We start from the raw sequence: 21,452 nt of genomic DNA on the forward strand, positions 1-21,452 counted from the left end.
ATCATTCGAAAGGGATAACCACCCTTGCAACCGACTTCCCTCCCTCCCGTACACAGTTCAAAGGACTGATTTCACATGGCGCGCGACAAGATTGCTTTGATTGGCTCCGGTCAGATCGGCGGAACGCTGGCTCATCTCATCGGCCTGAAAGAGCTGGGCGACGTGGTGATGTTCGACATCGCCGAGGGCGTGCCGCAGGGCAAGGCGCTCGACATCGCGCAGTCCTCGCCGGTCGATGGCTTCGACGCGCACTACAGCGGCGCGAATTCCTACGAGGCACTCGACAACGCCAAGGTCTGCATCGTGACCGCCGGCGTGCCGCGCAAGCCGGGCATGAGCCGCGACGACCTCCTCTCCATCAACCTCAAGGTCATGGAGCAGGTCGGCGCCGGCATCAAGAAGTACGCGCCCGACGCTTTCGTCATCTGCATCACCAACCCGCTCGACGCCATGGTCTGGGCGCTGCAGAAGGCCTCGGGCCTGCCGCACAAGAAGGTCGTCGGCATGGCCGGCGTGCTGGATTCGGCCCGCTTCCGCTACTTCCTGGCGGACGAGTTCAACGTCTCGGTCGAGGACGTCACCGCCTTCGTGCTCGGCGGCCATGGCGACACCATGGTGCCGCTGGTGAAGTACTCCACCGTCGCCGGCATCCCGCTGCCCGACCTCGTCAAGATGGGCTGGACCTCGCAGGCGCGCCTCGACGAGATCGTCGACCGCACCCGCAATGGCGGCGCCGAGATCGTCAACCTGCTCAAGACCGGCTCGGCCTTCTATGCCCCGGCCGCGTCCGCGATCGCGATGGCCGAGAGCTATCTGAAGGACAAGAAGCGCGTGCTGCCCTGCGCCGCCTATCTCAACGGCGAGTACAGCGTGAAGGACATGTATGTCGGCGTCCCCGTCGTGATCGGCTCCAAGGGCGTCGAGCGCGTGGTCGAGATCGAGCTCGCCGGCAAGGACCGCGAGGCCTTCGACAAGTCGGTCGGCGCCGTGCAGGGCCTGGTCGATGCCTGCAAGAAGATCGCCCCCGATCTTCTCGGCAAGTAATCTCGATTGGCAATGGCCCGATAGGCGGTTTCAATCGCCTGTCGGGTGCAAGGCAATGAAATTTCGGTGGGTTTTTAGTTGCGCGAGCTTTGGTATATGGTATGCCAGTCTCAAGGCTGACGTAAAAGGTCGCCGCACGAGGGTTTGGGAGCGTCTTTCCATGAATATCCATGAATACCAGGCCAAGGCTTTGCTGCATGAATTCGGCGTGCCGATCTCGCGCGGCGTGCCGGTGCTGAAGCCGGAAGAGGCCGACGCGGCGGCCAAGCAGCTGCCCGGTCCGGTGTGGGTGGTGAAGAGCCAGATCCACGCCGGCGGCCGCGGCAAGGGCAAGTTCAAGGAAGCCTCTGCCGGCGACAAGGGCGGTGTCCGCATCGCCAAGTCGGCCGCCGAGGTCGCCGAATTCGCCAAGCAGATGCTGGGCGCGACGCTTGTGACCGTGCAGACCGGCCCGGCCGGCAAGCAGGTCAACCGCCTCTACATCGAGGACGGCTCCGACATCGACAAGGAATTCTACCTCTCCATCCTGGTCGACCGCGAGACCTCGCGCGTCTCGTTCGTCGTGTCGACCGAAGGCGGCGTCAACATCGAGGACGTCGCGCACAATACGCCAGAGAAGATCGTGACCTTCTCGGTCGATCCCGCCACCGGCATCATGGGCCATCACGGCCGCACCGTCGCCAACGCACTGAAGCTCTCCGGCGATCTCGCCAAGCAGGCCGAGAAGCTCACCGCGCAGCTCTACGCCGCCTTCGTCGCCAAGGACATGTCGATGCTGGAGATCAACCCGCTGGTGGTGACCAAGCAGGGGCAGCTCCGCGTGCTCGACGCCAAGGTGTCGTTCGACGACAACTCGCTGTTCCGTCACCCCGAGGTGCTCGCGCTGCGCGACGAGACCGAGGAAGACGCCAAGGAAATCGAGGCGTCGAAATACGACCTGAACTACGTCACCCTCGACGGCAACATCGGCTGCATGGTCAACGGCGCCGGTCTTGCCATGGCGACGATGGACATCATCAAGCTCTACGGCATGTCGCCGGCCAACTTCCTCGATGTCGGCGGCAGCGCCAGCAAGGAGAAGGTCGCAGCCGCCTTCAAGATCATCACCGCCGATCCCAACGTGAAGGGCATCCTGGTCAACATCTTCGGCGGCATCATGAAGTGCGACGTGATCGCCGAGGGCGTCACGGCGGCGGTTCGTGAAGTCGGCCTCAACGTGCCGCTGGTGGTTCGCCTCGAAGGCACCAATGTCGAACTCGGCAAGAAGATCATCCGCGAGAGCGGCCTCAACGTCCTGCCCGCCGACAACCTCGATGACGCTGCACAGAAGATCGTGAAAGCCGTCAAGGGAGGCTAACGATGGCCGATCATCTCGACGCTCCGACACCGCTGGACGAACACCGCAAGCTCGCGGCGTTTGCGGGCGAGTGGAGCGGCGAAGAGATGGTCTATCCGTCGCGCTGGACCGCGGGCGGTCCGGCCACCTCGCATGTCGTTGCGCGCATCGCGCTCAACGGCTTTTACCTGATCCAGGACAGCGTGCAGACCCGCGACGGCAAGGAGAGCTTCGCAACCCACGGCGTGTTCACCTACGACCGCGACGACCGGGCCTACAAATTGTTCTGGCACGACTCGCTCGGCTACTACCCGCCGTCACCGGCGTCCGGTGGCTGGGCGGGCAAGTCGCTGATCCTGGTGCGCGGCTCGCTCCGCGGCAATGCGCGCCACGTCTACGAGATCATCGACGACGATTCCTATTCGTTGAAGATCCAGTTCTCGCCGGACGCGGAAGGCTGGGCCGACGTGCTCACCGGCGTCTACCGCCGCATTCACTGAGCATGATCCGGAAAAGTGGTCTCCGGTTTTCCGATAAGATCATGCTCAAATCATAGAGTCCCTTCACCGATCGTCTCGCGAAAGCATCTCGAACCATGTCCATCCTGATCGACAAGAACACCAAGGTCATCTGCCAGGGCTTCACCGGCAAGAACGGCACCTTCCATTCGGAGGCCGCGATCGCCTATGGCACCAAGATGGTCGGCGGCACCTCGCCGGGCAAAGGCGGCTCGACGCATCTTGGCCTGCCGGTGTTCGACACCGTGCGCGAGGCGCGTGAGAAGACCGGCGCCGATGCGTCGGTGATCTACGTGCCGCCGCCCGGCGCAGCGGATGCGATCTGCGAAGCCATCGACGCCGAGATCCCGCTGATCGTCTGCATCACCGAGGGCATTCCTGTCCTCGACATGGTGCGGGTGAAGCGTTCGCTGGCCGGCTCCAAGTCGCGCCTGATCGGGCCGAACTGCCCCGGCGTCATGACCGCCGGCGAGTGCAAGATCGGCATCATGCCGGCCAACATCTTCAAGACCGGCTCGGTGGGCATCGTCTCCCGCTCGGGCACGCTCACTTACGAAGCCGTGTTCCAGACCTCCCAGGAAGGCCTCGGCCAGACCACGGCGGTCGGCATCGGCGGCGACCCGGTCAAGGGCACCGAGTTCATCGACGTGCTGGAGATGCTGCTCGCCGACCCCAAGACCGAATCGATCATCATGATCGGTGAGATCGGCGGTTCCGCCGAGGAGGACGCCGCCCAGTTCCTCAAGGACGAGGCCAAGCGCGGTCGCAAGAAGCCGATGGTCGGTTTCATCGCCGGTGTCACCGCCCCTCCCGGCCGCCGCATGGGGCATGCCGGTGCGATCATCTCGGGCGGCAAGGGCGATGCCGGTTCCAAGACCGCGGCAATGGAGGCCGCCGGCATCAGGGTGTCGCCGTCGCCGGCGCGCCTCGGGCAGACGCTCGCGGAGATGCTGAAGTAACCGCCGTCCGGCGAAGTTCCCTTCGAGATTTGACGTGATTTGGGGCGGGTTCTCCTTGGGGAACCCGCTCTCTTATTGCGCTTTGTCGCCAGAATGCCGATCAATAAAAAATGAAAATAAATTCATTTCTTGGTTCTTTTAGGCAGGAATATCTGTCCTAGATAGGGTAAAGGGTATCAACCCAGCCGGCGCACTTCCAGACCGGCATCAGCGCCGTCTCCTACGCGCGAACCGAAAAAATCACCAGGACTGCCCATGTCTCGCCAAGACGCGAACGCCGCTTTTGCACTCTCATCATTCCTGCAGGGCACCAACGCCGCCTACATCGACGACCTCTACGCCCGCTACGAGCAGGACCCGTCGTCGGTCGAGGCCGAGTGGCAGGATTTCTTCAAAAGCCTGAAGGACGCCCCGGCCGACGTCCAGAAGAACGCCGAGGGCGCCTCGTGGGGCCGCGACAACTGGCCGGTGACGCCGCGCGACGATCTGACCTCGGCGCTCGACGGCAACTGGGCCGAAGTCGAGAAGACGGTCGGCGGCAAGATTGCCGCCAAGGCGCAGGCCAAGGGCGCCGAGCTGTCCGATGCCGACGTCCATCAGGCCACGCGCGACTCCGTCCGCGCCCTGATGCTGATCCGCTCCTACCGCATGCGTGGCCACTTCCATGCCAAGCTCGACCCGCTCGGCATCGAAGCGCCGCGCAACCGCGAAGAGCTCGATCCGCGCACCTACGGCTTCACCGAGGCCGACTACGATCGCAAGATCTTCCTCGATCACGTGCTCGGCCTCGAATACGGCAGCCTGCGTGAAATCACCGCGATCTGCGAGCGCACCTACTGTCAGACGCTCGGCGTCGAGTTCATGCATATCAGCAATGCCGCGCAGAAGGCCTGGATTCAGGAGCGCATCGAGGGACCCGACAAGGAGATCTCGTTCACCCGCGAAGGCCGCAGGGCCATCCTGATGAAGCTGGTCGAAGCCGAAGGCTTCGAGAAGTTCTGCGACACCAAGTTCACCGGCACCAAGCGCTTCGGCCTCGACGGCGGCGAGGCGCTGATTCCTGCGCTGGAGCAGATCATCAAGCGCGGCGGCAATCTCGGCGTGAAGGAGATCGTGCTGGGCATGCCGCATCGCGGCCGCCTCAACGTGCTGACCCAGGTGATGGGCAAGGCACACCGCGCGCTGTTCCACGAATTCAAGGGCGGCTCTGCAAATCCCGACGCGGTCGAGGGCTCCGGCGACGTCAAATATCACCTCGGCGCCTCCTCGGACCGCGAGTTCGACGGCAACCGGATCCATCTGTCGCTGACCGCAAACCCCTCGCATCTCGAGATCGTCGATCCCGTCGTGCTCGGCAAGGTGCGCGCGAAGCAGGACCAGCACGGCGATCCGCCGGACATGCGCATCTCCGTGATGCCGCTGCTGATGCACGGCGACGCCGCGTTCGCCGGCCAGGGCGTGGTCGCCGAGTGCTTCGGCCTGTCCGACCTGAAGGGCTACCGCACCGGCGGCTCCGTGCACTTCATCGTCAACAACCAGATCGGCTTCACCACCTATCCGCGCTACTCGCGCTCCTCGCCCTATCCGTCGGACGTGGCGAAGATGATCGACGCGCCGATCTTCCACGTCAACGGCGACGATCCGGAAGCCGTGGTGTTCGCGGCCAAGGTCGCGACCGAGTTCCGGCAGAAGTTCCACAAGCCCGTCGTCATCGACATGTGGTGCTATCGCCGCTACGGCCACAATGAGGGCGACGAGCCGGCCTTCACCCAGCCGGTGATGTACAAGAAGATCGCTTCTCACCCCTCGACGCTGGAGCTCTACTCCAAGCGCCTGATCGCCGAAGGCGTGGTCACCGAGGGCGAGGTCGACAAGCTGAAGGCCGACTGGCGCGCCCGGCTCGATGCCGAGTTCGAGGCCGGCACCTCCTACAAGCCGAACAAGGCCGACTGGCTCGACGGCAAGTGGTCCGGCTTCAAGATCGCCGACCAGGAAGAGGACGCGCGTCGCGGCGTCACCGGGGTCGACCTTCCGATCCTGAAGGACATCGGCCGCAAGATCACCAAGGTGCCGGACGGTTTTCGCGTTCACCGCACCATCCAGCGCTTCCTCGACAACCGCGCCAAGGCGATCGACACCGGTGCCGGCATCGACTGGGCGACCGGCGAGGCGCTGGCGTTCTGCACGCTGCTGCAGGAAAACCACCATGTCCGCCTGTCCGGACAGGATTCGGAGCGCGGCACCTTCTCGCAGCGCCACTCGGTCCTGATCGACCAGGAGGACGAGAGCCGCTACACGCCGTTCAACCATCTCGGCAGCCAGCAGGGCCATTACGAGGTCATCAACTCGCTGCTGTCGGAAGAGGCCGTGCTCGGCTTCGAATACGGCTATTCGCTCGCCGAGCCGAACACGCTGACGCTCTGGGAAGCCCAGTTCGGCGACTTCGCCAACGGCGCGCAGGTCGTGTTCGACCAGTTCATCTCCTCGGGCGAGCGCAAATGGCTGCGCATGTCCGGTCTCGTCTGCCTCCTGCCGCACGGCTATGAGGGCCAGGGACCGGAACACTCCTCGGCGCGCCTCGAACGTTTCCTGCAGATGTGCGCAGAAGACAACATGCAGGTGGTCTACCCGACCACGCCGGCGAACTACTTCCACGCGCTGCGCCGCCAGTTGCACCGCGAGATCCGCAAGCCGCTGATCATGATGACGCCGAAGTCGCTGCTGCGTCACAAGCGGGCAGTGTCGCAGCTCGAGGAGCTCGGCAAGAACGCCACGTTCCACCGCATCCTGTACGATGACGTCCAGATGCTGCCGAGCGAGGCGATCAAGCTCATTCCGGACGAGAAGATCCGCCGCATCGTGCTCTGCTCCGGCAAGGTCTATTACGACCTCTACGAGGAGCGCGAGAAGCGCGGCATCGACGACATCTATCTGATGCGCATCGAGCAGCTCTATCCTGTGCCGCTGAAGGCGCTGGTCGCAGAGCTGTCGCGCTTCAAGAAGGCCGAAGTGGTGTGGTGCCAGGAAGAGCCCCGCAACATGGGTGCTTGGCACTTCATCGAGCCCTATCTGGAATGGGTGCTGAACCAGATCCACGCACCCAACAAGCGTCCGCGCTATGCGGGCCGTCCGGCATCGGCGGCAACCGCGACCGGCTTGATGTCGAAACATCTGGCGCAGCTCAAGGCGCTGCTCGACGACGCACTGAACTAACGACTTTCATTGAAGCATGCCCCGCGAATGCGGGGCATCCGGTATCCCGCGTCATCCAGCAGAAGTGCTGTCGTCACGGAGTACCGGATCGCTCGCTTTGCGGGCGGTGGCGGACAAGTTTCACGACCGCAAATTTTGCGACCGCAGGGTTATCGAGGAAAAGACCATGACTGAAATTCGTGTGCCGACGCTCGGCGAATCCGTCACCGAGGCCACCATCGGCCGCTGGTTCAAGAAGGCCGGCGACCCGGTCGCCGTCGACGAGCCCCTGGTGGAGCTCGAGACCGACAAGGTCACCATCGAAGTCCCCGCGCCCTCCGCGGGCACGCTGAGCGAGATCATCGCCGCCGACGGCGCGACCGTCGCCGTCGGTGCGCTGCTCGGCCAGATCAATGACGGCGCCGCCCCGGCCGCCAAGCCGGCTGCTGCAGCTCCCGCCAAGGTGGCCGCACCGGCTGCCGCGGCTTCTGCCGCCCCGGCCCCGGCCGCGCCGAAGGCGCCGCCGGCCGATGCGCCGCTCGCCCCGTCCGTGCGCAAGCTGTCGGCCGAGACCGGCATCGACGCCTCGACCGTCCCGGGCTCCGGCAAGGACGGCCGTGTCACCAAGGGCGACATGCTGGCTGCGATCGAGCGCGCCGCCTCGGCGCCGACCCCGGTCAACCAGCCCGCCGCCGCGGTTCAGGTTCGCGCGCCGTCGCCGGCCGATGACGCCGCCCGCGAAGAGCGCGTCAAGATGACCCGCCTGCGCCAGACCATCGCGCGCCGCCTCAAGGACGTGCAGAACACCGCGGCCATGCTCACGACCTTCAACGAGGTCGACATGACCAACGTCATGGCGCTGCGGGCCCACTACAAGGACGCGTTCGAGAAGAAGCACGGCGCCAAGCTCGGCTTCATGGGCTTCTTCACCAAGGCCGTCGTGCAGGCGCTGAAGGACATCCCGGCGGTCAACGCCGAGATCGACGGCACCGACCTGATCTACAAGAACTACTACCACATCGGCGTCGCCGTCGGCACCGACAAGGGCCTCGTCGTGCCCGTGGTGCGCGACTGCGACCACAAGTCGATCTCCGATATCGAGAAGAGCATCGCCGATTTCGGCCGCCGCGCCCGTGACGGCCAGCTCAAGATCGACGAGATGCAGGGCGGCACCTTCACCATCACCAATGGCGGCATCTATGGCTCGCTGATGTCGACCCCGATCCTGAACGCGCCGCAGTCCGGCATCCTCGGCATGCACAAGATCCAGGAGCGCCCGATGGTCGTCGGCGGCAAGATCGAGGTTCGCCCGATGATGTACCTGGCGCTGTCCTACGATCACCGCGTCATCGACGGCAAGGAAGCCGTCACCTTCCTGGTCCGCGTCAAGGAGAGCCTAGAAGATCCGGCGCGCCTGGTGCTCGATCTCTGAGATCGTATCGCGCGCGGCGCCCGATCGGCTCGGGCGCCGCGATCTGTTGGGTGCTCACATTTGGGGATCAAAATGACGGATAAGGTCGTTGTCATCACCGGCGGCAGCCGCGGCATCGGGCGGGCGACCGCGATCGCGGCGGCCGCGCGCGGCTATCGCGTCGTGGTCGGCTATGCCAGCAACAAGAAGGCCGCCGACGAGGTCGTCGCGCAGATCGAGGCCGCCAACGGCAAGGCCATCGCGGTGAAATGCGATGTCGCCGAGGAAAGCGACATCCTCGCCCTGTTCAAGGAAGCCGACGAGCTGGGCACGCTTGGCGCGCTCGTCAACAACGGCGGCATCGTCGGCAAGAGCGGCGTGCGCGTGGACGAAATGTCGGCCGAGCGCATCCAGCGCGTGATGGCGGTGAACGTGACCGGCTCCATCCTCTGCGCGCGCGAAGCCATCAAGCGGATGTCGACGAGGCACGGCGGCGAGGGCGGCGTCATCGTCAACCTTTCGTCCGTTGCTGCCAGGCTCGGCGCCCCCAACACCTATGTCGATTACGCCGCGTCCAAGGGCGCGGTGGATTCCTTCACCGTCGGCCTCGGCCACGAGGTCGCGGGGGAAGGCATCCGCGTTGCCGCCATCCGTCCCGGCCTGATCGACACCGAGATCCACGCGGCCGGCGGCGAACCCGACCGCGCCCATCGCCTGGCCCATATGGTGCCGATGAAGCGCGTCGGCACCGCCGAGGAAATCGCCAATGCCATCGTCTGGCTGATGTCGGACGAGGCCTCCTACGTCACCTGCGCGATCCTCGACGTGTCGGGCGGTCGCTAGCACACGATCAAGGGCGGGCGGCGGTCTGCCGACACGATCGCGCCCGCGTAATTGTCACAGAGCTTAGCTACGGGACTTTCTCTCATGGCTACCTACGATCTCGTCGTCATCGGCACCGGACCGGGCGGTTACGTCTGCGCGGTGCGCGCAGCCCAGCTCGGCATGAAAGTCGCCGTGGTCGAAAAGAACGCCACGCTCGGCGGCACCTGCCTGAACGTCGGCTGCATGCCGTCGAAGGCGCTGCTCCACGCCTCCGAAATGTTCGAGGAAGCCGGCCATTCCTTTGCGAAGATGGGCGTGGCGGTCTCGTCGCCGAAGCTCGATCTGCCCGCGATGATGAACTTCAAGCAGCAGGGCATCGACGGCAACGTCAAGGGCGTCGACTTCCTGATGAAGAAGAACAAGATCGACGTGCTCAAGGGCACCGGCAAGATCCTCGGGACCGGCAAGGTCGAGGTCTCCGCCGACGGCAAGTCGCAAGTCATCGAAACGAAGAACATCGTCATCGCCACCGGCTCCGACATCGCGCGTCTCAAGGGCATCGAGATCGACGAGAAGCGCATCGTGTCGTCCACCGGTGCGCTGTCGCTCGACAAGGTGCCGGAGAAATTGCTGATCGTCGGCGCCGGCGTGATCGGCCTCGAGCTCGGCTCGGTCTGGCACCGCCTCGGCGCCGAAGTCGTGGTCGTCGAATTCCTCGATCGCATCCTGCCCGGCATGGACGGCGAGATCGCCAAGCAATTCCAGCGCATCCTCGAGAAGCAGGGCTTCGCGTTCAAATTGGGGGCCAAGGTCACCGCGGTCGACACCTCCGGCAAGACGCTGAAGGCGACGATCGAGCCCGCCGCCGGCGGCGCTGCCGAGACGCTGGAAGCCGACGTCGTGCTCGTCTGCATCGGTCGCGTGCCCTACACCGACGGTCTCGGCCTGAAGGAAGCCGGCGTCGCGCTCGACGCGCGCGGCCGCGTCGAGATCGACGCGCACTTCTCGACCAACGTGAAGGGTATCTATGCCATCGGCGACGTCGTCGCGGGCCCGATGCTCGCGCACAAGGCCGAGGATGAAGGCGTTGCAGTCGCCGAGATCATCGCCGGACAGGCCGGCCACGTGAACTACGACGTCATTCCGGGCGTCGTGTATACCACGCCGGAAGTGTCCTCCGTCGGCAAGACCGAGGAGGAACTGAAGCAGGCGGGCGTCGGTTACACCGTCGGAAAGTTTCCGTTCACCGCCAATGGCCGCTCCAAGGTCAACCAGACCACTGACGGCTTTGTGAAGATTCTCGCAGATGCGAAGACTGATCGCGTGCTCGGCGTGCACATCATCGGCCGCGAAGCCGGCGAAATGATCCATGAAGCCTGTGTTCTCATGGAATTCGGCGGCAGTGCCGAGGATCTCGCGCGCACCTGCCACGCCCATCCGACCCGCTCGGAGGCCGTCAAGGAAGCCGCGCTTGCGGTCGGCAAGCGGGCCATCCATATGTGATGATCGAAAGTCCGGCGTAGGCCGGGTCGAGATCATAGCGATGCTGCGCCGCCTCCTTCAACCGGTCTGGGTCCTGCTTGCGATCATCTTCCTGATCGAAGCCTGGCTGTGGGACCATCTCGAGCCGATCGTTGCGCGGGTGGTGGCGTGGATTCCGCTCCGCGCGCTCAAGCAGTGGCTTGCCGACCGGGTCGATTCGCTGTCGCCGGCGATGACGCTGATTGTCTTCGTCGTGCCGGTGATCCCGCTGTTTCCGCTCAAGCTGGTCGGCCTCTGGCTGCTCGCGCATGAATATTGGACCAGCGCGGTCTTCATGATCGTGTTCGCAAAGCTGGTCGGCGTCGGCGTCACCGCCTTCGTGTTCGACGTGACGCGCCCGAAACTGCTGGAGATGCCCTGGTTCGAGGCGCTCTATAATTTCGTGATGGCGCTGCGGGCCAAGGCCACGGCGCTGGTCGAGCCGATCAAGCGGCGCATTCGCGAGATGATCAGCGGCGACGGCGAGGGCTGGGCGGCGCGCACGCTGCGCGTGATCGCGCGCTTCCGCAAAAGCGTGCATCAGACCAGCAAGCCTCTCTAAGCAGGACTCTCCGTTTCGTCATCCTTCGGGGCACGCTCCGCTCGCGCCTCGGGATGATGGAGCAAAAGCCTTGCGTCTCAATGCAGATGCAGCAAGTGCGGCTGGAATAAGCCGAGCGCCGTCATCACGATGCCGGCGAGCGTCACCAGGCCGGAGACCCAGGCCAACGCGATGATGCCGGTGATGATGGTGGCCGAGGCCAGCACGATGCCGATCTGGAACGCGGCCGAGGCCAGCTCGAAGTGGTGGTATTTCGCGGTCGCCTCGTCGCGCGCATGCTCGGCGTGCTTGGCGCGTTCGGAGAGCTGCTCCGAACCCTCGCCGGTTTCCGGCTCCGAGCGATAGCGCGCCGCGGTCTTCTGCCAATCGTCGATCTGCTTCTGCAGCGCGGCCCTTGCCGCCTCGTCGGTGGTTGTCGCGAGGTTCAGCTTGCCCTGCTCGGCCGCGGTAATCACCACGGTGCGGCGGATGCTCTTGGCCTGGAAGAATGCCCAGAGATTGGCACCCTCGACGTTCTTGCTGATCGATTCGGTCTGGGCGGCCTTGCCGAGCGTCTCCGAGATAGCCAGGAACAGCGCCAGCACCGCGATCAGGAGCGCGATCTTCTTGTTCGAGCCGGACGCGTGCTCGGCGTGCTCGGCATGCTCCATGCTTTCGTGTGCGCTCATGATTCCCCTCCGGATGAGACCGCGCCACGATTGCCGAATGCGGTGCACAAGGCAAGGGCCGAACGGTTTTGGGTAACCGTCTGAAGATGAACGGCGCATGACGGCGGGCCAAAGCCCGCGCTTTATTTTTTCAGAACCGAACGTTCAACCTCGGGGATGCGCGGAGCGATAGACTTCCAGCAGCCGCTCGGAATCGATGCCGGTGTAGACCTGCGTGGTCGAGAGCGAGGAATGGCCGAGCAATTCCTGGATGGCGCGCAAGTCGCCGCCGCGCGAGAGCAGGTGCGTGGCGAAGGAATGGCGGAGCGCGTGCGGCGTGGCGCTGTCGGGAAGGCCCAGCGCGCCGCGCAGCCGCTCCATCGCGAGCTGGATGATGCGCGGGCTCAAGGGCCCGCCGCGCGCGCCGACGAAGATCGGCCCCTCGGGGCTGAGTTGATGCGGGCAAATCGCGGCATAGTCCGCGATCAATTGCAGCACGTTTTGCAGCACCGGCACCATGCGCGTCTTGTTGCCTTTGCCTGTCACGACCAGTACGTCGCCTTCGCCGGGACGCGGCACCTCGCGGCGCTTCAGGCCGAGCGCCTCGGAGATGCGCAGGCCCGAGCCATACAGCAGCGCCATCACCGCAGCGTCGCGCGCCAGGATCCAGGTCTCGCGGTCCTCGCCGGCGCGCTCGTCGGCGTCGGCCAGGCGTTTCGCTGCTTCCATGTGAATCGGCTTCGGCAGGCTCTTCGCAACCTTTGGCGCGCGGATTGCGGACAATGCACCGACCTTGCCCTTGCCCTCGCGCTCGAGGAAGCGGCCGAACGAGCGCAAGCCCGCCAGCGCGCGCATCAGCGATCGCCCGCCGATCTCCTCTGTCCGGCGCATCGCCATGAAGGCGCGCACGTCGCTCGCCTCGAGCGCGGAAAATGCCTTGAGCGTCACCCGCGCGCCCCAGTGTCCGGCCAGGAAGGCGAGGCACTGCCGCAAGTCGCGGCCATAGGCCTCCAGCGTCTTCGGCGACAGCCGTCGCTCGGCGCCGAGATGCGACAGCCAGCGTGCCATCTCCTGCGTGACGGATGCGTCGGCGCAGTCGAGCTCGAGCGGCTGGATGGGCTGATCGGTTCGGGCCATGTCCGTGTCTTAAGTCCGTGTCTTAAGGGCTATTGGCGCTGCTCATCTCCTGATTATATCGCACTGCCTTCGTTTACCGTTCGCTAAGAGAGCGAAGCGGTGGGAAAGCGTTTTCGAGCGAAGTGGACGCCGGTTCGCGTGAAGAAAGCGCGTCAAAACGAGAAGCTGGAGATTTGGTTCTGATTCAATCAGAAACCAAATCTCTAGCCCGCTCGGATTCAGGGTTTCTGCTTCAATGGACCATACCACGCGCCCCGGCCCAGCCTCTGCATCGACGACTCGTGTCGTCGACGTGCTGGTGCCTGTCGCGCTGAACCAGACCTATTCCTACCGCGTTCCGCGCGGCATGGAGCTTGCGCCCGGCGACGTGATCGGCGTTCCGCTGGGGCCGCGCGAAGTGGTCGCGGTGGTGTGGGCGGAGAATGCCAATCCGGATCCGCGGCTGCACAACCGGCTCAAGGACGTCAGCGAGAAGCTCGATGTTCCGCCGCTGAAGCCGGAGCTGCGCCAGCTGGTCGACTGGGTCTCCAATTACACCCTGTCGGCACGCGGCATGGTGCTGCGGATGACGCTGCGGATGGGCGAAAATCTCGGGCCGGAGCGGATGCGGCTCGGCGTGCGGCTGGTCGGCGAGCCGCCGCGGCGCCTGACGCCGGCGCGCCAGCGGGTGATCGAGGTGCTGTCGGACCGCTTGCTGCACGGCAAGTCGGAGGCGGCGCGGGAGGCCGGCGTCAGTTCCGGCGTGATCGACGGCCTGGTTGACGAAGGCACCCTCAAGGTCGAGGCGATGCCGCCGCCGGCACCGCCGCCCGTTCCGGATCCCTCCTATGCGCAGCCGGATTTTTCACGCGAGCAGCGCAGCGCCGTCGACGTGATGCGGACGCTGGCTGCGAACGGCACCTTCCACGTCGCGCTGCTCGACGGCGTCACCGGCTCGGGCAAGACCGAGGTGTATTTCGAGGCCGTTGCGGAAACCATCCGTCGCGGAAAACAGTCGCTGATCCTGATGCCGGAGATCGCGCTGACCGGCCAGTTCCTCGATCGCTTCGCGCAGCGCTTTGGCGTGCGGCCGATCGAATGGCATTCTGAATTGACGCCGCGCACCCGCGCACGCAATTGGGCGGCGATCTCCGCTGGCACCGCGCCGGTCGTGGTCGGCGCGCGCTCGGCGCTGTTTCTGCCCTATGCCGATCTCGGCCTCATCGTGGTCGATGAAGAGCACGACCAGGCCTACAAGCAGGACGACGGCGTGCACTACCACGCCCGCGACATGGCGGTGGTGCGCGCGCACATCGCCAGGATTCCGGTCGTGCTGGCCTCCGCGACGCCGTCGGTGGAGTCCGAGGTCAATGCGCGCAAGAACCGCTACCAGCGCATCGCGCTGCCCTCGCGCTTCGGCGGCCAGCACATGCCGCATATCGAGGCGATCGATCTGCGGCGCGAGCCGCCCGCGCGCGGCCGCTTCATCTCGCCGCGGCTTGCCGGCGAGATCAGAATCGCGATCGAGCGGCGCGAGCAGGCGCTGCTGTTCCTCAACCGCCGCGGCTATGCACCGCTGACCTTGTGCCGTGCCTGCGGCCATCGCTTCGCCTGCACCATCTGCGATGCCTGGCTGGTCGATCATCGCTTCCGCCAGCGCCTCGTCTGTCACCATTGCGGTTTCTCGATGCCGCGCCCGCATATCTGCCCGAACTGTTCGGCCGAGGAATCGCTGGTCGCGGTCGGTCCCGGCGTCGAGCGCCTGCAGGAGGAGGCGGCCGCGCTGTTCCCGGAAGCGCGCGCCATGGTGCTGTCCAGCGACCTCATCACCTCGATCGAGACGATGCGCTCGGAGCTCGCCGAGATCGCGGAGGGCCGCGTCGACATCATCATCGGCACGCAACTCGTGGCAAAGGGCCACAATTTCCCGCGGCTCAATCTGGTCGGCGTGGTCGATGCGGATCTTGGCCTCAGCAACGGCGATCCGCGCGCAGCGGAGCGCACCTGGCAATTGCTCAATCAGGTGATCGGCCGCGCCGGACGCGAGCAGGGCCGCGGCGTCGGCTACCTCCAGACCCATCAGCCCGATCATCCCGTGATGAAGGCGCTGATCGCCTGCGACCGCGAGGCCTTCTACGACAGCGAGATCGAGCTGCGCGAGCGCACCGGCTATCCACCGTTCGGCCGGCTGGCGAGCCTGATCGTCTCCGCCGGCGACCGTCCGACCGCGGAAGGCTTTGCCCGCAAGCTCGCCGCAGTGGCGCCGCTCGACGAGCGGATCCAGGTGCTCGGCCCCGCTGAAGCGCCGCTCGCCGTCATCAAGGGCCGCTACCGCTTCCGCATCCTGGTGAAGTCGCTGCGCAATGTCGACCTGCCGCAATATCTGCGCGAGTGGCTCGATGCAGGTCCCAAGACCAAGGGCAATCTGAAGCTCGAGGTCGACGTCGATCCGCAGAGCTTCCTGTAGAGCATGATCCGGAAAAGTGTGAGCGGTTTTCCGACAAGATCATGCGCAAGACAAAGAAGTAGAGCGGGATGACGGATAGAAGAGTAGTCATCGCGCTCTACTGAGCCCGCAAAAGCAAAAGCCTGCCGTCATTTGCGACGGCAGGCCTTTTTTGGGCGCGAAGCAGGCCTCGCGGCCGTTACGCAACGCAACGCTTACTGAAGGCGCTTAGGAGACGACTTCCGCGGTGACGCGGCCGACGCCGGCACCCGTGAGGCCGATGGCGCGGGCAGCACCGGTGGAGAGGTCGAGGACACGGCCGCGAATGAACGGACCGCGGTCATTGATGGTGACGACCACGCTCTGGCCGCGATGGGTGACACGCAGCTTGGTGCCGAACGGCAGCGAACGGTGCGCCGCAGTCATGGCGTTCTGGTTGAAGCGCTGGCCCGACGCCGTCCGGCTGCCGGACTCGTTGCCGTAAAAGGAAGCCATCCCAGAGAACGAGTGGCCGCCGGACGGCTGGATCGATGCATTGGCGTCGCGCCAGGACGAGCCTTCGGCGCGGGCGTGGTGATGATGGTGGTGGCGATGATGGTGGTGCCGGGACTTTGCGGACGCCTCGGTCACGCTGCCCCCGACCAAAATAGTTGCGGCTACAAACGCAAGCGCCGTACGCGAGCGGGTTACGTTGCCCGCCGCCTTCTTGATATTCAGCATTGATAAGACCCTCAGACAGTATTGCCGCTAACGCGGCAAGTGGAACCCCCGTCCCTTCGTTGACCAAGGCCGTTTGGTTTCCCAATGAGGCACGAATTGGGCAGTAAATCCCGATTGTCTCGTGCTGAAATATCTTGTTACCGACTCGGGGTAGTCGATCGAGGTTCCGTAATCTTGCTATTTAACCAATTTTTAACAACAAATATACTTACCAATACTGATTATCGAGGCTACAGTAAGTTTTCGGTAAGTAATCGCCAAATGAAACCGCAGCTCGTCCGGAGTTCCCTGCGCGCTCGGCCATAGGCCTATGCAAATTTCGATGGAACAAAATCGAGGCGGCGCGAATCGGGTCCGGCGCGCCGGATTTCCGCGCGCCAAATTTTCCGGTTTGGCCGCCGGTCGCGAACGGCAAAAAGCGCATGCGACAAGGCGGCACTCACGATGCCGTCATGTTGCGACTGCGCGCCTGCTATGTTAGCAAAGCCGCGATTTTAACGAGCCCGGCACCTCCCGTGCTGGTCGAAAATCGAAGTCCCGCTTGAATTCCAAGGGCTTGGATCGCTAGGCGCCGCTTCGTGGCGACGGTTTTTCCCTTGCGAGTTTGACAGCAAAAAGAGCGCGTCTGTGGCTGCAGAAGATACGTCCGTTTCAGGTGTGTCCGGTCGTTATGCAACGGCCTTGTTTGAGTTGGCGCGCGACGAGCAATCCGTCGATCAAGTCCGGGCCGATCTCGACAAATTCGATGCCTTGCTGAACGAAAGCGCGGATCTCAAGCGCCTCGTCCGCAGCCCGGTGTTCGCGGCCGACGCCCAGCTGAAGGCTCTCTCGGCCGTGCTGGCCAAGGCCGGCATCGCCGGCATCTCCGCCAACCTCCTCAAGGTGCTGACCGCCAACCGCCGCCTGTTCGTGGTGGCCGACGTTATCCGCGGCTACCGCGCCCTCGTCGCCAAGTTCAAGGGCGAGGCGACTGCGGAAGTCACCGTCGCCGAGCAGCTCAGTGACAAGAATCTCGATGCCCTCAAGGTTGCCCTGAAGTCGGTGACCGGCAAGGACGTCGCGCTGAACGTGAAAGTCGATCCCTCGATCATCGGTGGCCTCGTCGTCAAGCTGGGCAGCCGCATGGTGGATGGTTCGCTTCGCACCAAACTCAATTCGATCAAGCACGCGATGAAAGAGGCAGGCTGATGGACATCCGCGCCGCGGAAATTTCCGCGATCCTCAAGGACCAGATCAAGAATTTCGGGCAGGAAGCTGAAGTCTCCGAAGTCGGACAGGTGCTGTCCGTCGGCGACGGTATCGCCCGCGTCTACGGTCTGGACAACGTCCAGGCCGGTGAAATGGTCGAGTTCGAGAACGGCACCCGCGGCATGGCGCTGAACCTCGAAACCGACAACGTCGGCGTCGTTATTTTCGGTGCCGACCGCGAGATCAAGGAAGGCCAGACCGTCAAGCGTACCCGCGCCATCGTGGACGCGCCCGTCGGCAAGGGCCTGCTCGGCCGCGTCGTCGACGCGCTCGGCAACCCGATCGACGGCAAGGGTCCGATCCAGGCCGAGAAGCGCATGCGCGTCGACGTCAAGGCGCCCGGCATCATTCCGCGCAAGTCGGTGAGCGAGCCGATGGCGACCGGCCTCAAGGCGATCGACGCCCTGATCCCGATCGGCCGCGGCCAGCGCGAGCTGATCATCGGTGACCGCCAGACCGGCAAGACCGCGATCGCGCTCGACACCATCCTGAACCAGAAGCCGCTGAACGCGCAGCCCGACGAGAACATCAAGCTGTACTGCGTCTACGTCGCCGTCGGTCAGAAGCGTTCGACCGTCGCCCAGTTCGTGAAGGTGCTGGAAGAGCAGGGCGCGCTCGAATATTCGATCGTCGTCGCCGCCACCGCCTCCGATCCGGCGCCGATGCAGTACATCGCGCCGTTTACCGGCTGCACCATGGGCGAGTACTTCCGCGACAACGGCATGCACGCGGTCATCATCTATGACGATCTCTCCAAGCAGGCCGTCGCCTACCGCCAGATGTCGCTGCTGCTGCGCCGTCCGCCGGGCCGCGAAGCCTATCCGGGCGACGTGTTCTATCTGCACTCCCGCCTGCTCGAGCGCGCGGCGAAGCTGAACAAGGACCAGGGCTCGGGCTCGCTGACGGCGCTGCCGATCATCGAAACCCAGGCCAACGACGTGTCGGCCTACATCCCGACCAACGTCATCTCGATCACCGACGGCCAGATCTTCCTGGAAACCGACCTGTTCTTCCAGGGTATCCGCCCCGCGGTGAACGTCGGTCTGTCGGTGTCGCGCGTCGGCTCGTCGGCGCAGACCAAGGCCACCAAGAAGGTCGCCGGCAAGATCAAGGGCGAGCTCGCGCAGTACCGCGAAATGGCGGCGTTCGCGCAATTCGGCTCCGACCTCGACGCCTCGACCCAGCGTCTGCTCAACCGCGGTTCGCGCCTGACAGAGCTGCTGAAGCAGCCGCAGTTCTCGCCGCTGAAGATGGAAGAGCAGGTCTGCGTGATCTGGGCCGGCACCAACGGCTATCTCGATCCGCTCCCGCTCAACAAGGTGCGCGCGTTCGAGGACGGCCTGCTCTCGCTGCTGCGCGGCAAGCACGTCGAGATCCTCAACTCGATCCGCGACACCCGCGACCTCACCGACGACACCGCTGCCAAGCTGAAGTCGGTGGTCGAGGGTTTTGCCAAGACGTTTGCATAACGAATGGGGCGTCGCCCGGCTCGCCGCCGGGCGTGACGAACGGAGGCTTGCGATCTGACCGTTGTGGTCGGATCGCCGGGGTGAACGAAGAATGGCGTCACTTAAAGACATGCGCGTCCGCATCGCCTCCACCAAGGCGACGCAAAAGATCACCAAGGCCATGCAGATGGTCGCAGCATCCAAGCTGCGCCGTGCGCAGACCGCCGCGGAAGCGGCGCGTCCCTATGCCGACAAGATGAGCGCGGTGATCTCCAATATCGCCAGCGCCGCCGCGGGCTCGCCCGGCGCGCCGGTTCTGCTGGCCGGCACCGGCAGGGATCAGGTTCACCTGCTGCTGGTCTGCACCGGCGAGCGCGGCCTGTCCGGCGCCTTCAATTCCTCGATCGTGCGCCTGGCGCGCGAGCGCGCCCTCGCGCTGATGGCGCAGGGCAAGGACGTGAAGTTCTTCTGCGTCGGCCGCAAGGGCTACGAGCAGCTGCGCCGCCAGTTCGACAAGCAGATCGTCGAGCATCTCGATCTGCGCAGCGTCCGCCAGCTCGGCTTCGTCAACGCCGAGGACATTGCCAAGAAGGTCCTGGCCCGTTTCGAGGCCGGCGAGTTCGACGTCTGCACGCTGTTCTATTCGCGCTTCAAGTCGGTGATCGCGCAGATCCCGACCGCCCAGCAGGTCATCCCGCTGGAGGTGGCTGCACCCGCGGCCAATGCGGCTCCCTCGACCTCCTACGAATATGAGCCCGAGGAAGACCAGATCCTTGGCAGCCTGTTGCCGCGAAATCTCGCGGTCCAGATCTTCCGCGCGCTGCTCGAGAACAACGCCTCGTTCTACGGTGCGCAGATGAGCGCGATGGACAACGCGACGCGCAACGCCGGTGAAATGATCCGCAAGCAGACGCTGGTCTACAACCGCACGCGTCAGGCGCAGATCACCAAGGAACTGATCGAAATCATCTCGGGCGCCGAGGCCGTCTAAGGCAGATTTCGAAGGAGAACAGTCCATGGCTACAGCAGCCAACCAGGTCGGTCGCGTCACCCAGGTCATCGGCGCCGTCGTCGACGTGCAGTTCGAAGGCCACCTCCCGGCCATTCTCAACTCGCTCGAGACCAAGAACGGCGGCAACCGCCTGGTGCTCGAAGTCGCCCAGCATCTCGGCGAATCCACCGTGCGCACGATCGCGATGGACACCACCGAAGGTCTGGTCCGCGGCCAGGAAGTGACCGACACCGGCGCGCCGATCCGCGTTCCCGTCGGTGAAGGCACGCTCGGCCGTATCATCAACGTCATCGGCGAGCCGATCGACGAAGCGGGTCCCGTCAAGTCGGAAGGCCTGCGCGCCATCCACCAGGAAGCGCCGAGCTACACCGACCAGTCGACCGAAGCCGAAATTCTCGTCACCGGCATCAAGGTCGTGGACCTGCTCGCGCCCTACGCCAAGGGCGGCAAGATCGGCCTGTTCGGCGGCGCCGGCGTCGGCAAGACCGTGCTGATTCAGGAGCTGATCAACAACGTCGCGAAGGCGCACGGCGGCTACTCCGTGTTCGCCGGCGTCGGCGAGCGCACCCGCGAGGGCAACGACCTCTATCACGAGTTCATCGAGTCCAAGGTCAACGCCGATCCGAAGAATCCGGATCCGAGCGTGAAGTCGAAGTGCGCGCTGGTGTTCGGCCAGATGAACGAGCCGCCGGGCGCCCGCGCCCGCGTCGCGCTCACCGGCCTGACCATCGCGGAAGACTTCCGCGACAAGGGCCAGGACGTGCTGTTCTTCGTCGACAACATCTTCCGCTTCACCCAGGCCGGCTCGGAAGTGTCGGCGCTGCTCGGCCGTATCCCGAGCGCCGTGGGTTATCAGCCGACGCTGGCCACCGACATGGGCGCGCTGCAGGAGCGCATCACCACCACGCAGAAGGGCTCGATCACCTCGGTGCAGGCCATCTACGTTCCGGCCGACGACTTGACCGACCCGGCGCCCGCGACCTCGTTCGCGCATCTTGACGCGACCACGACGCTGTCGCGCTCGATCGCCGAAAAGGGCATCTACCCCGCGGTGGACCCGCTCGACTCGACCTCGCGCATGCTCTCCCCGCTGGTCGTCGGCGAGGAGCACTACGCGGTCGCCCGTCAGGTCCAGCAGGTGCTGCAGCGCTACAAGGCGCTCCAGGACATCATCGCCATTCTCGGCATGGACGAACTCTCGGAAGAGGACAAGCTGACGGTGGCCCGCGCCCGCAAGGTCGAGCGCTTCATGTCGCAGCCGTTCCACGTCGCCGAAATCTTCACGGGATCGCCGGGCAAGTTCGTCGAGCTCGCCGACACCATCAAGGGCTTCAAGGGCCTGGTCGAAGGCAAGTACGATCACCTGCCGGAAGCCGCCTTCTACATGGTCGGCACCATCGAAGAAGCCGTCGAGAAGGGCAAGAAGCTCGCCGCTGAAGCGGCTTAA

At 64.7% G+C, this 21,452-nt stretch carries 17 protein-coding genes; 14 read left to right on the forward strand and 3 right to left on the reverse strand.

Annotated elements, in window-relative coordinates:
• Nucleotides 1-75: 75 nt before the first annotated feature.
• The 9 genes from mdh to RX327_RS02125 all read left to right on the forward strand — a co-directional run bounded on the left by mdh (nucleotide 76) and on the right by RX327_RS02125 (nucleotide 11,368).
• Complete coding sequence (gene mdh, locus RX327_RS02085) at nucleotides 76-1,044, forward strand: malate dehydrogenase (RefSeq protein ID WP_317249319.1); 969 nt, start codon at nucleotides 76-78, stop codon at nucleotides 1,042-1,044.
• Between the two features lie 160 nt (nucleotides 1,045-1,204).
• Entirely contained in the window at nucleotides 1,205-2,401 is a 1,197-nt protein-coding gene (gene sucC, locus RX327_RS02090) for an ADP-forming succinate--CoA ligase subunit beta (RefSeq protein ID WP_317249320.1), read from the forward strand.
• A 2-nt stretch (nucleotides 2,402-2,403) separates the two neighbouring features.
• Nucleotides 2,404-2,880: a DUF1579 family protein gene (locus tag RX327_RS02095; protein ID WP_317249321.1), complete on the forward strand. Its 477-nt coding sequence runs from the start codon at nucleotides 2,404-2,406 to the stop codon at nucleotides 2,878-2,880.
• A 95-nt stretch (nucleotides 2,881-2,975) separates the two neighbouring features.
• Nucleotides 2,976-3,857, forward strand: a complete 882-nt coding sequence (gene sucD, locus RX327_RS02100) for a succinate--CoA ligase subunit alpha (protein WP_317249322.1) — start codon at nucleotides 2,976-2,978, stop codon at nucleotides 3,855-3,857.
• A gap of 255 nt (nucleotides 3,858-4,112) precedes the next feature.
• On the forward strand, nucleotides 4,113-7,070 hold the full coding sequence (locus RX327_RS02105; RefSeq protein ID WP_317249323.1) for a 2-oxoglutarate dehydrogenase E1 component: 2,958 nt from the start codon (nucleotides 4,113-4,115) through the stop codon (nucleotides 7,068-7,070).
• Nucleotides 7,071-7,236: 166 nt separating this feature from the next.
• Nucleotides 7,237-8,481: a 2-oxoglutarate dehydrogenase complex dihydrolipoyllysine-residue succinyltransferase gene (gene odhB / locus RX327_RS02110; protein WP_317249324.1), complete on the forward strand. Its 1,245-nt coding sequence runs from the start codon at nucleotides 7,237-7,239 to the stop codon at nucleotides 8,479-8,481.
• Between the two features lie 72 nt (nucleotides 8,482-8,553).
• Nucleotides 8,554-9,303 carry an SDR family oxidoreductase gene (locus RX327_RS02115; RefSeq protein ID WP_317249325.1) on the forward strand — a complete coding sequence of 250 codons (750 nt, stop codon included), beginning with the start codon at nucleotides 8,554-8,556 and terminating at the stop codon, nucleotides 9,301-9,303.
• Between the two features lie 84 nt (nucleotides 9,304-9,387).
• A complete protein-coding gene (lpdA, locus tag RX327_RS02120) occupies nucleotides 9,388-10,788 on the forward strand; it encodes a dihydrolipoyl dehydrogenase (protein WP_317249326.1) in 1,401 nt (466 codons plus the stop codon).
• Nucleotides 10,789-10,828: 40 nt separating this feature from the next.
• Nucleotides 10,829-11,368 carry a hypothetical protein gene (locus RX327_RS02125; protein WP_317249327.1) on the forward strand — a complete coding sequence of 180 codons (540 nt, stop codon included), beginning with the start codon at nucleotides 10,829-10,831 and terminating at the stop codon, nucleotides 11,366-11,368.
• Between the two features lie 77 nt (nucleotides 11,369-11,445).
• On the opposite strand, the gene RX327_RS02130 is transcribed toward RX327_RS02125, so the two are convergent.
• Both RX327_RS02130 and RX327_RS02135 read right to left on the reverse strand, forming a co-directional pair.
• The gene (locus RX327_RS02130) at nucleotides 11,446-12,036 is read right to left on the reverse strand and encodes a DUF4337 domain-containing protein (RefSeq protein WP_317249328.1); all 591 of its coding nucleotides are present in this window, start codon (nucleotides 12,034-12,036) and stop codon (nucleotides 11,446-11,448) included.
• A gap of 144 nt (nucleotides 12,037-12,180) precedes the next feature.
• Nucleotides 12,181-13,152: a tyrosine recombinase XerC gene (locus tag RX327_RS02135; RefSeq protein WP_317249329.1), complete on the reverse strand. Its 972-nt coding sequence runs from the start codon at nucleotides 13,150-13,152 to the stop codon at nucleotides 12,181-12,183.
• 235 nt (nucleotides 13,153-13,387) lie between these two features.
• Here RX327_RS02135 and RX327_RS02140 point away from each other — a divergent pair, with 235 nt between their 5' ends.
• On the forward strand, nucleotides 13,388-15,598 hold the full coding sequence (locus tag RX327_RS02140; protein WP_317249330.1) for a primosomal protein N': 2,211 nt from the start codon (nucleotides 13,388-13,390) through the stop codon (nucleotides 15,596-15,598).
• Nucleotides 15,599-15,805: 207 nt separating this feature from the next.
• On the opposite strand, the gene RX327_RS02145 is transcribed toward RX327_RS02140, so the two are convergent.
• Nucleotides 15,806-16,297 carry a septal ring lytic transglycosylase RlpA family protein gene (locus RX327_RS02145; RefSeq protein ID WP_317249331.1) on the reverse strand — a complete coding sequence of 164 codons (492 nt, stop codon included), beginning with the start codon at nucleotides 16,295-16,297 and terminating at the stop codon, nucleotides 15,806-15,808.
• 627 nt (nucleotides 16,298-16,924) lie between these two features.
• On the opposite strand from RX327_RS02145, the gene RX327_RS02150 reads away from it, so the two are divergent.
• The 4 genes from RX327_RS02150 to atpD all read left to right on the forward strand — a co-directional run bounded on the left by RX327_RS02150 (nucleotide 16,925) and on the right by atpD (nucleotide 21,452).
• Complete coding sequence (locus RX327_RS02150) at nucleotides 16,925-17,485, forward strand: F0F1 ATP synthase subunit delta (RefSeq protein ID WP_317249332.1); 561 nt, start codon at nucleotides 16,925-16,927, stop codon at nucleotides 17,483-17,485.
• Complete coding sequence (atpA, locus tag RX327_RS02155) at nucleotides 17,485-19,014, forward strand: F0F1 ATP synthase subunit alpha (RefSeq protein ID WP_317249333.1); 1,530 nt, start codon at nucleotides 17,485-17,487, stop codon at nucleotides 19,012-19,014. The genes RX327_RS02150 and atpA overlap by 1 nt, the downstream gene beginning before the upstream one ends.
• 91 nt (nucleotides 19,015-19,105) lie before the next feature.
• Nucleotides 19,106-19,984 carry a F0F1 ATP synthase subunit gamma gene (locus RX327_RS02160; RefSeq protein WP_317249334.1) on the forward strand — a complete coding sequence of 293 codons (879 nt, stop codon included), beginning with the start codon at nucleotides 19,106-19,108 and terminating at the stop codon, nucleotides 19,982-19,984.
• 25 nt (nucleotides 19,985-20,009) lie between these two features.
• A complete protein-coding gene (gene atpD, locus RX327_RS02165) occupies nucleotides 20,010-21,452 on the forward strand; it encodes a F0F1 ATP synthase subunit beta (RefSeq protein WP_317249335.1) in 1,443 nt (480 codons plus the stop codon).

The organism is Bradyrhizobium sp. BEA-2-5 (assembly GCF_032918025.1).
Classification (GTDB): Bacteria; Pseudomonadota; Alphaproteobacteria; order Rhizobiales; family Xanthobacteraceae; genus Bradyrhizobium; species Bradyrhizobium pachyrhizi.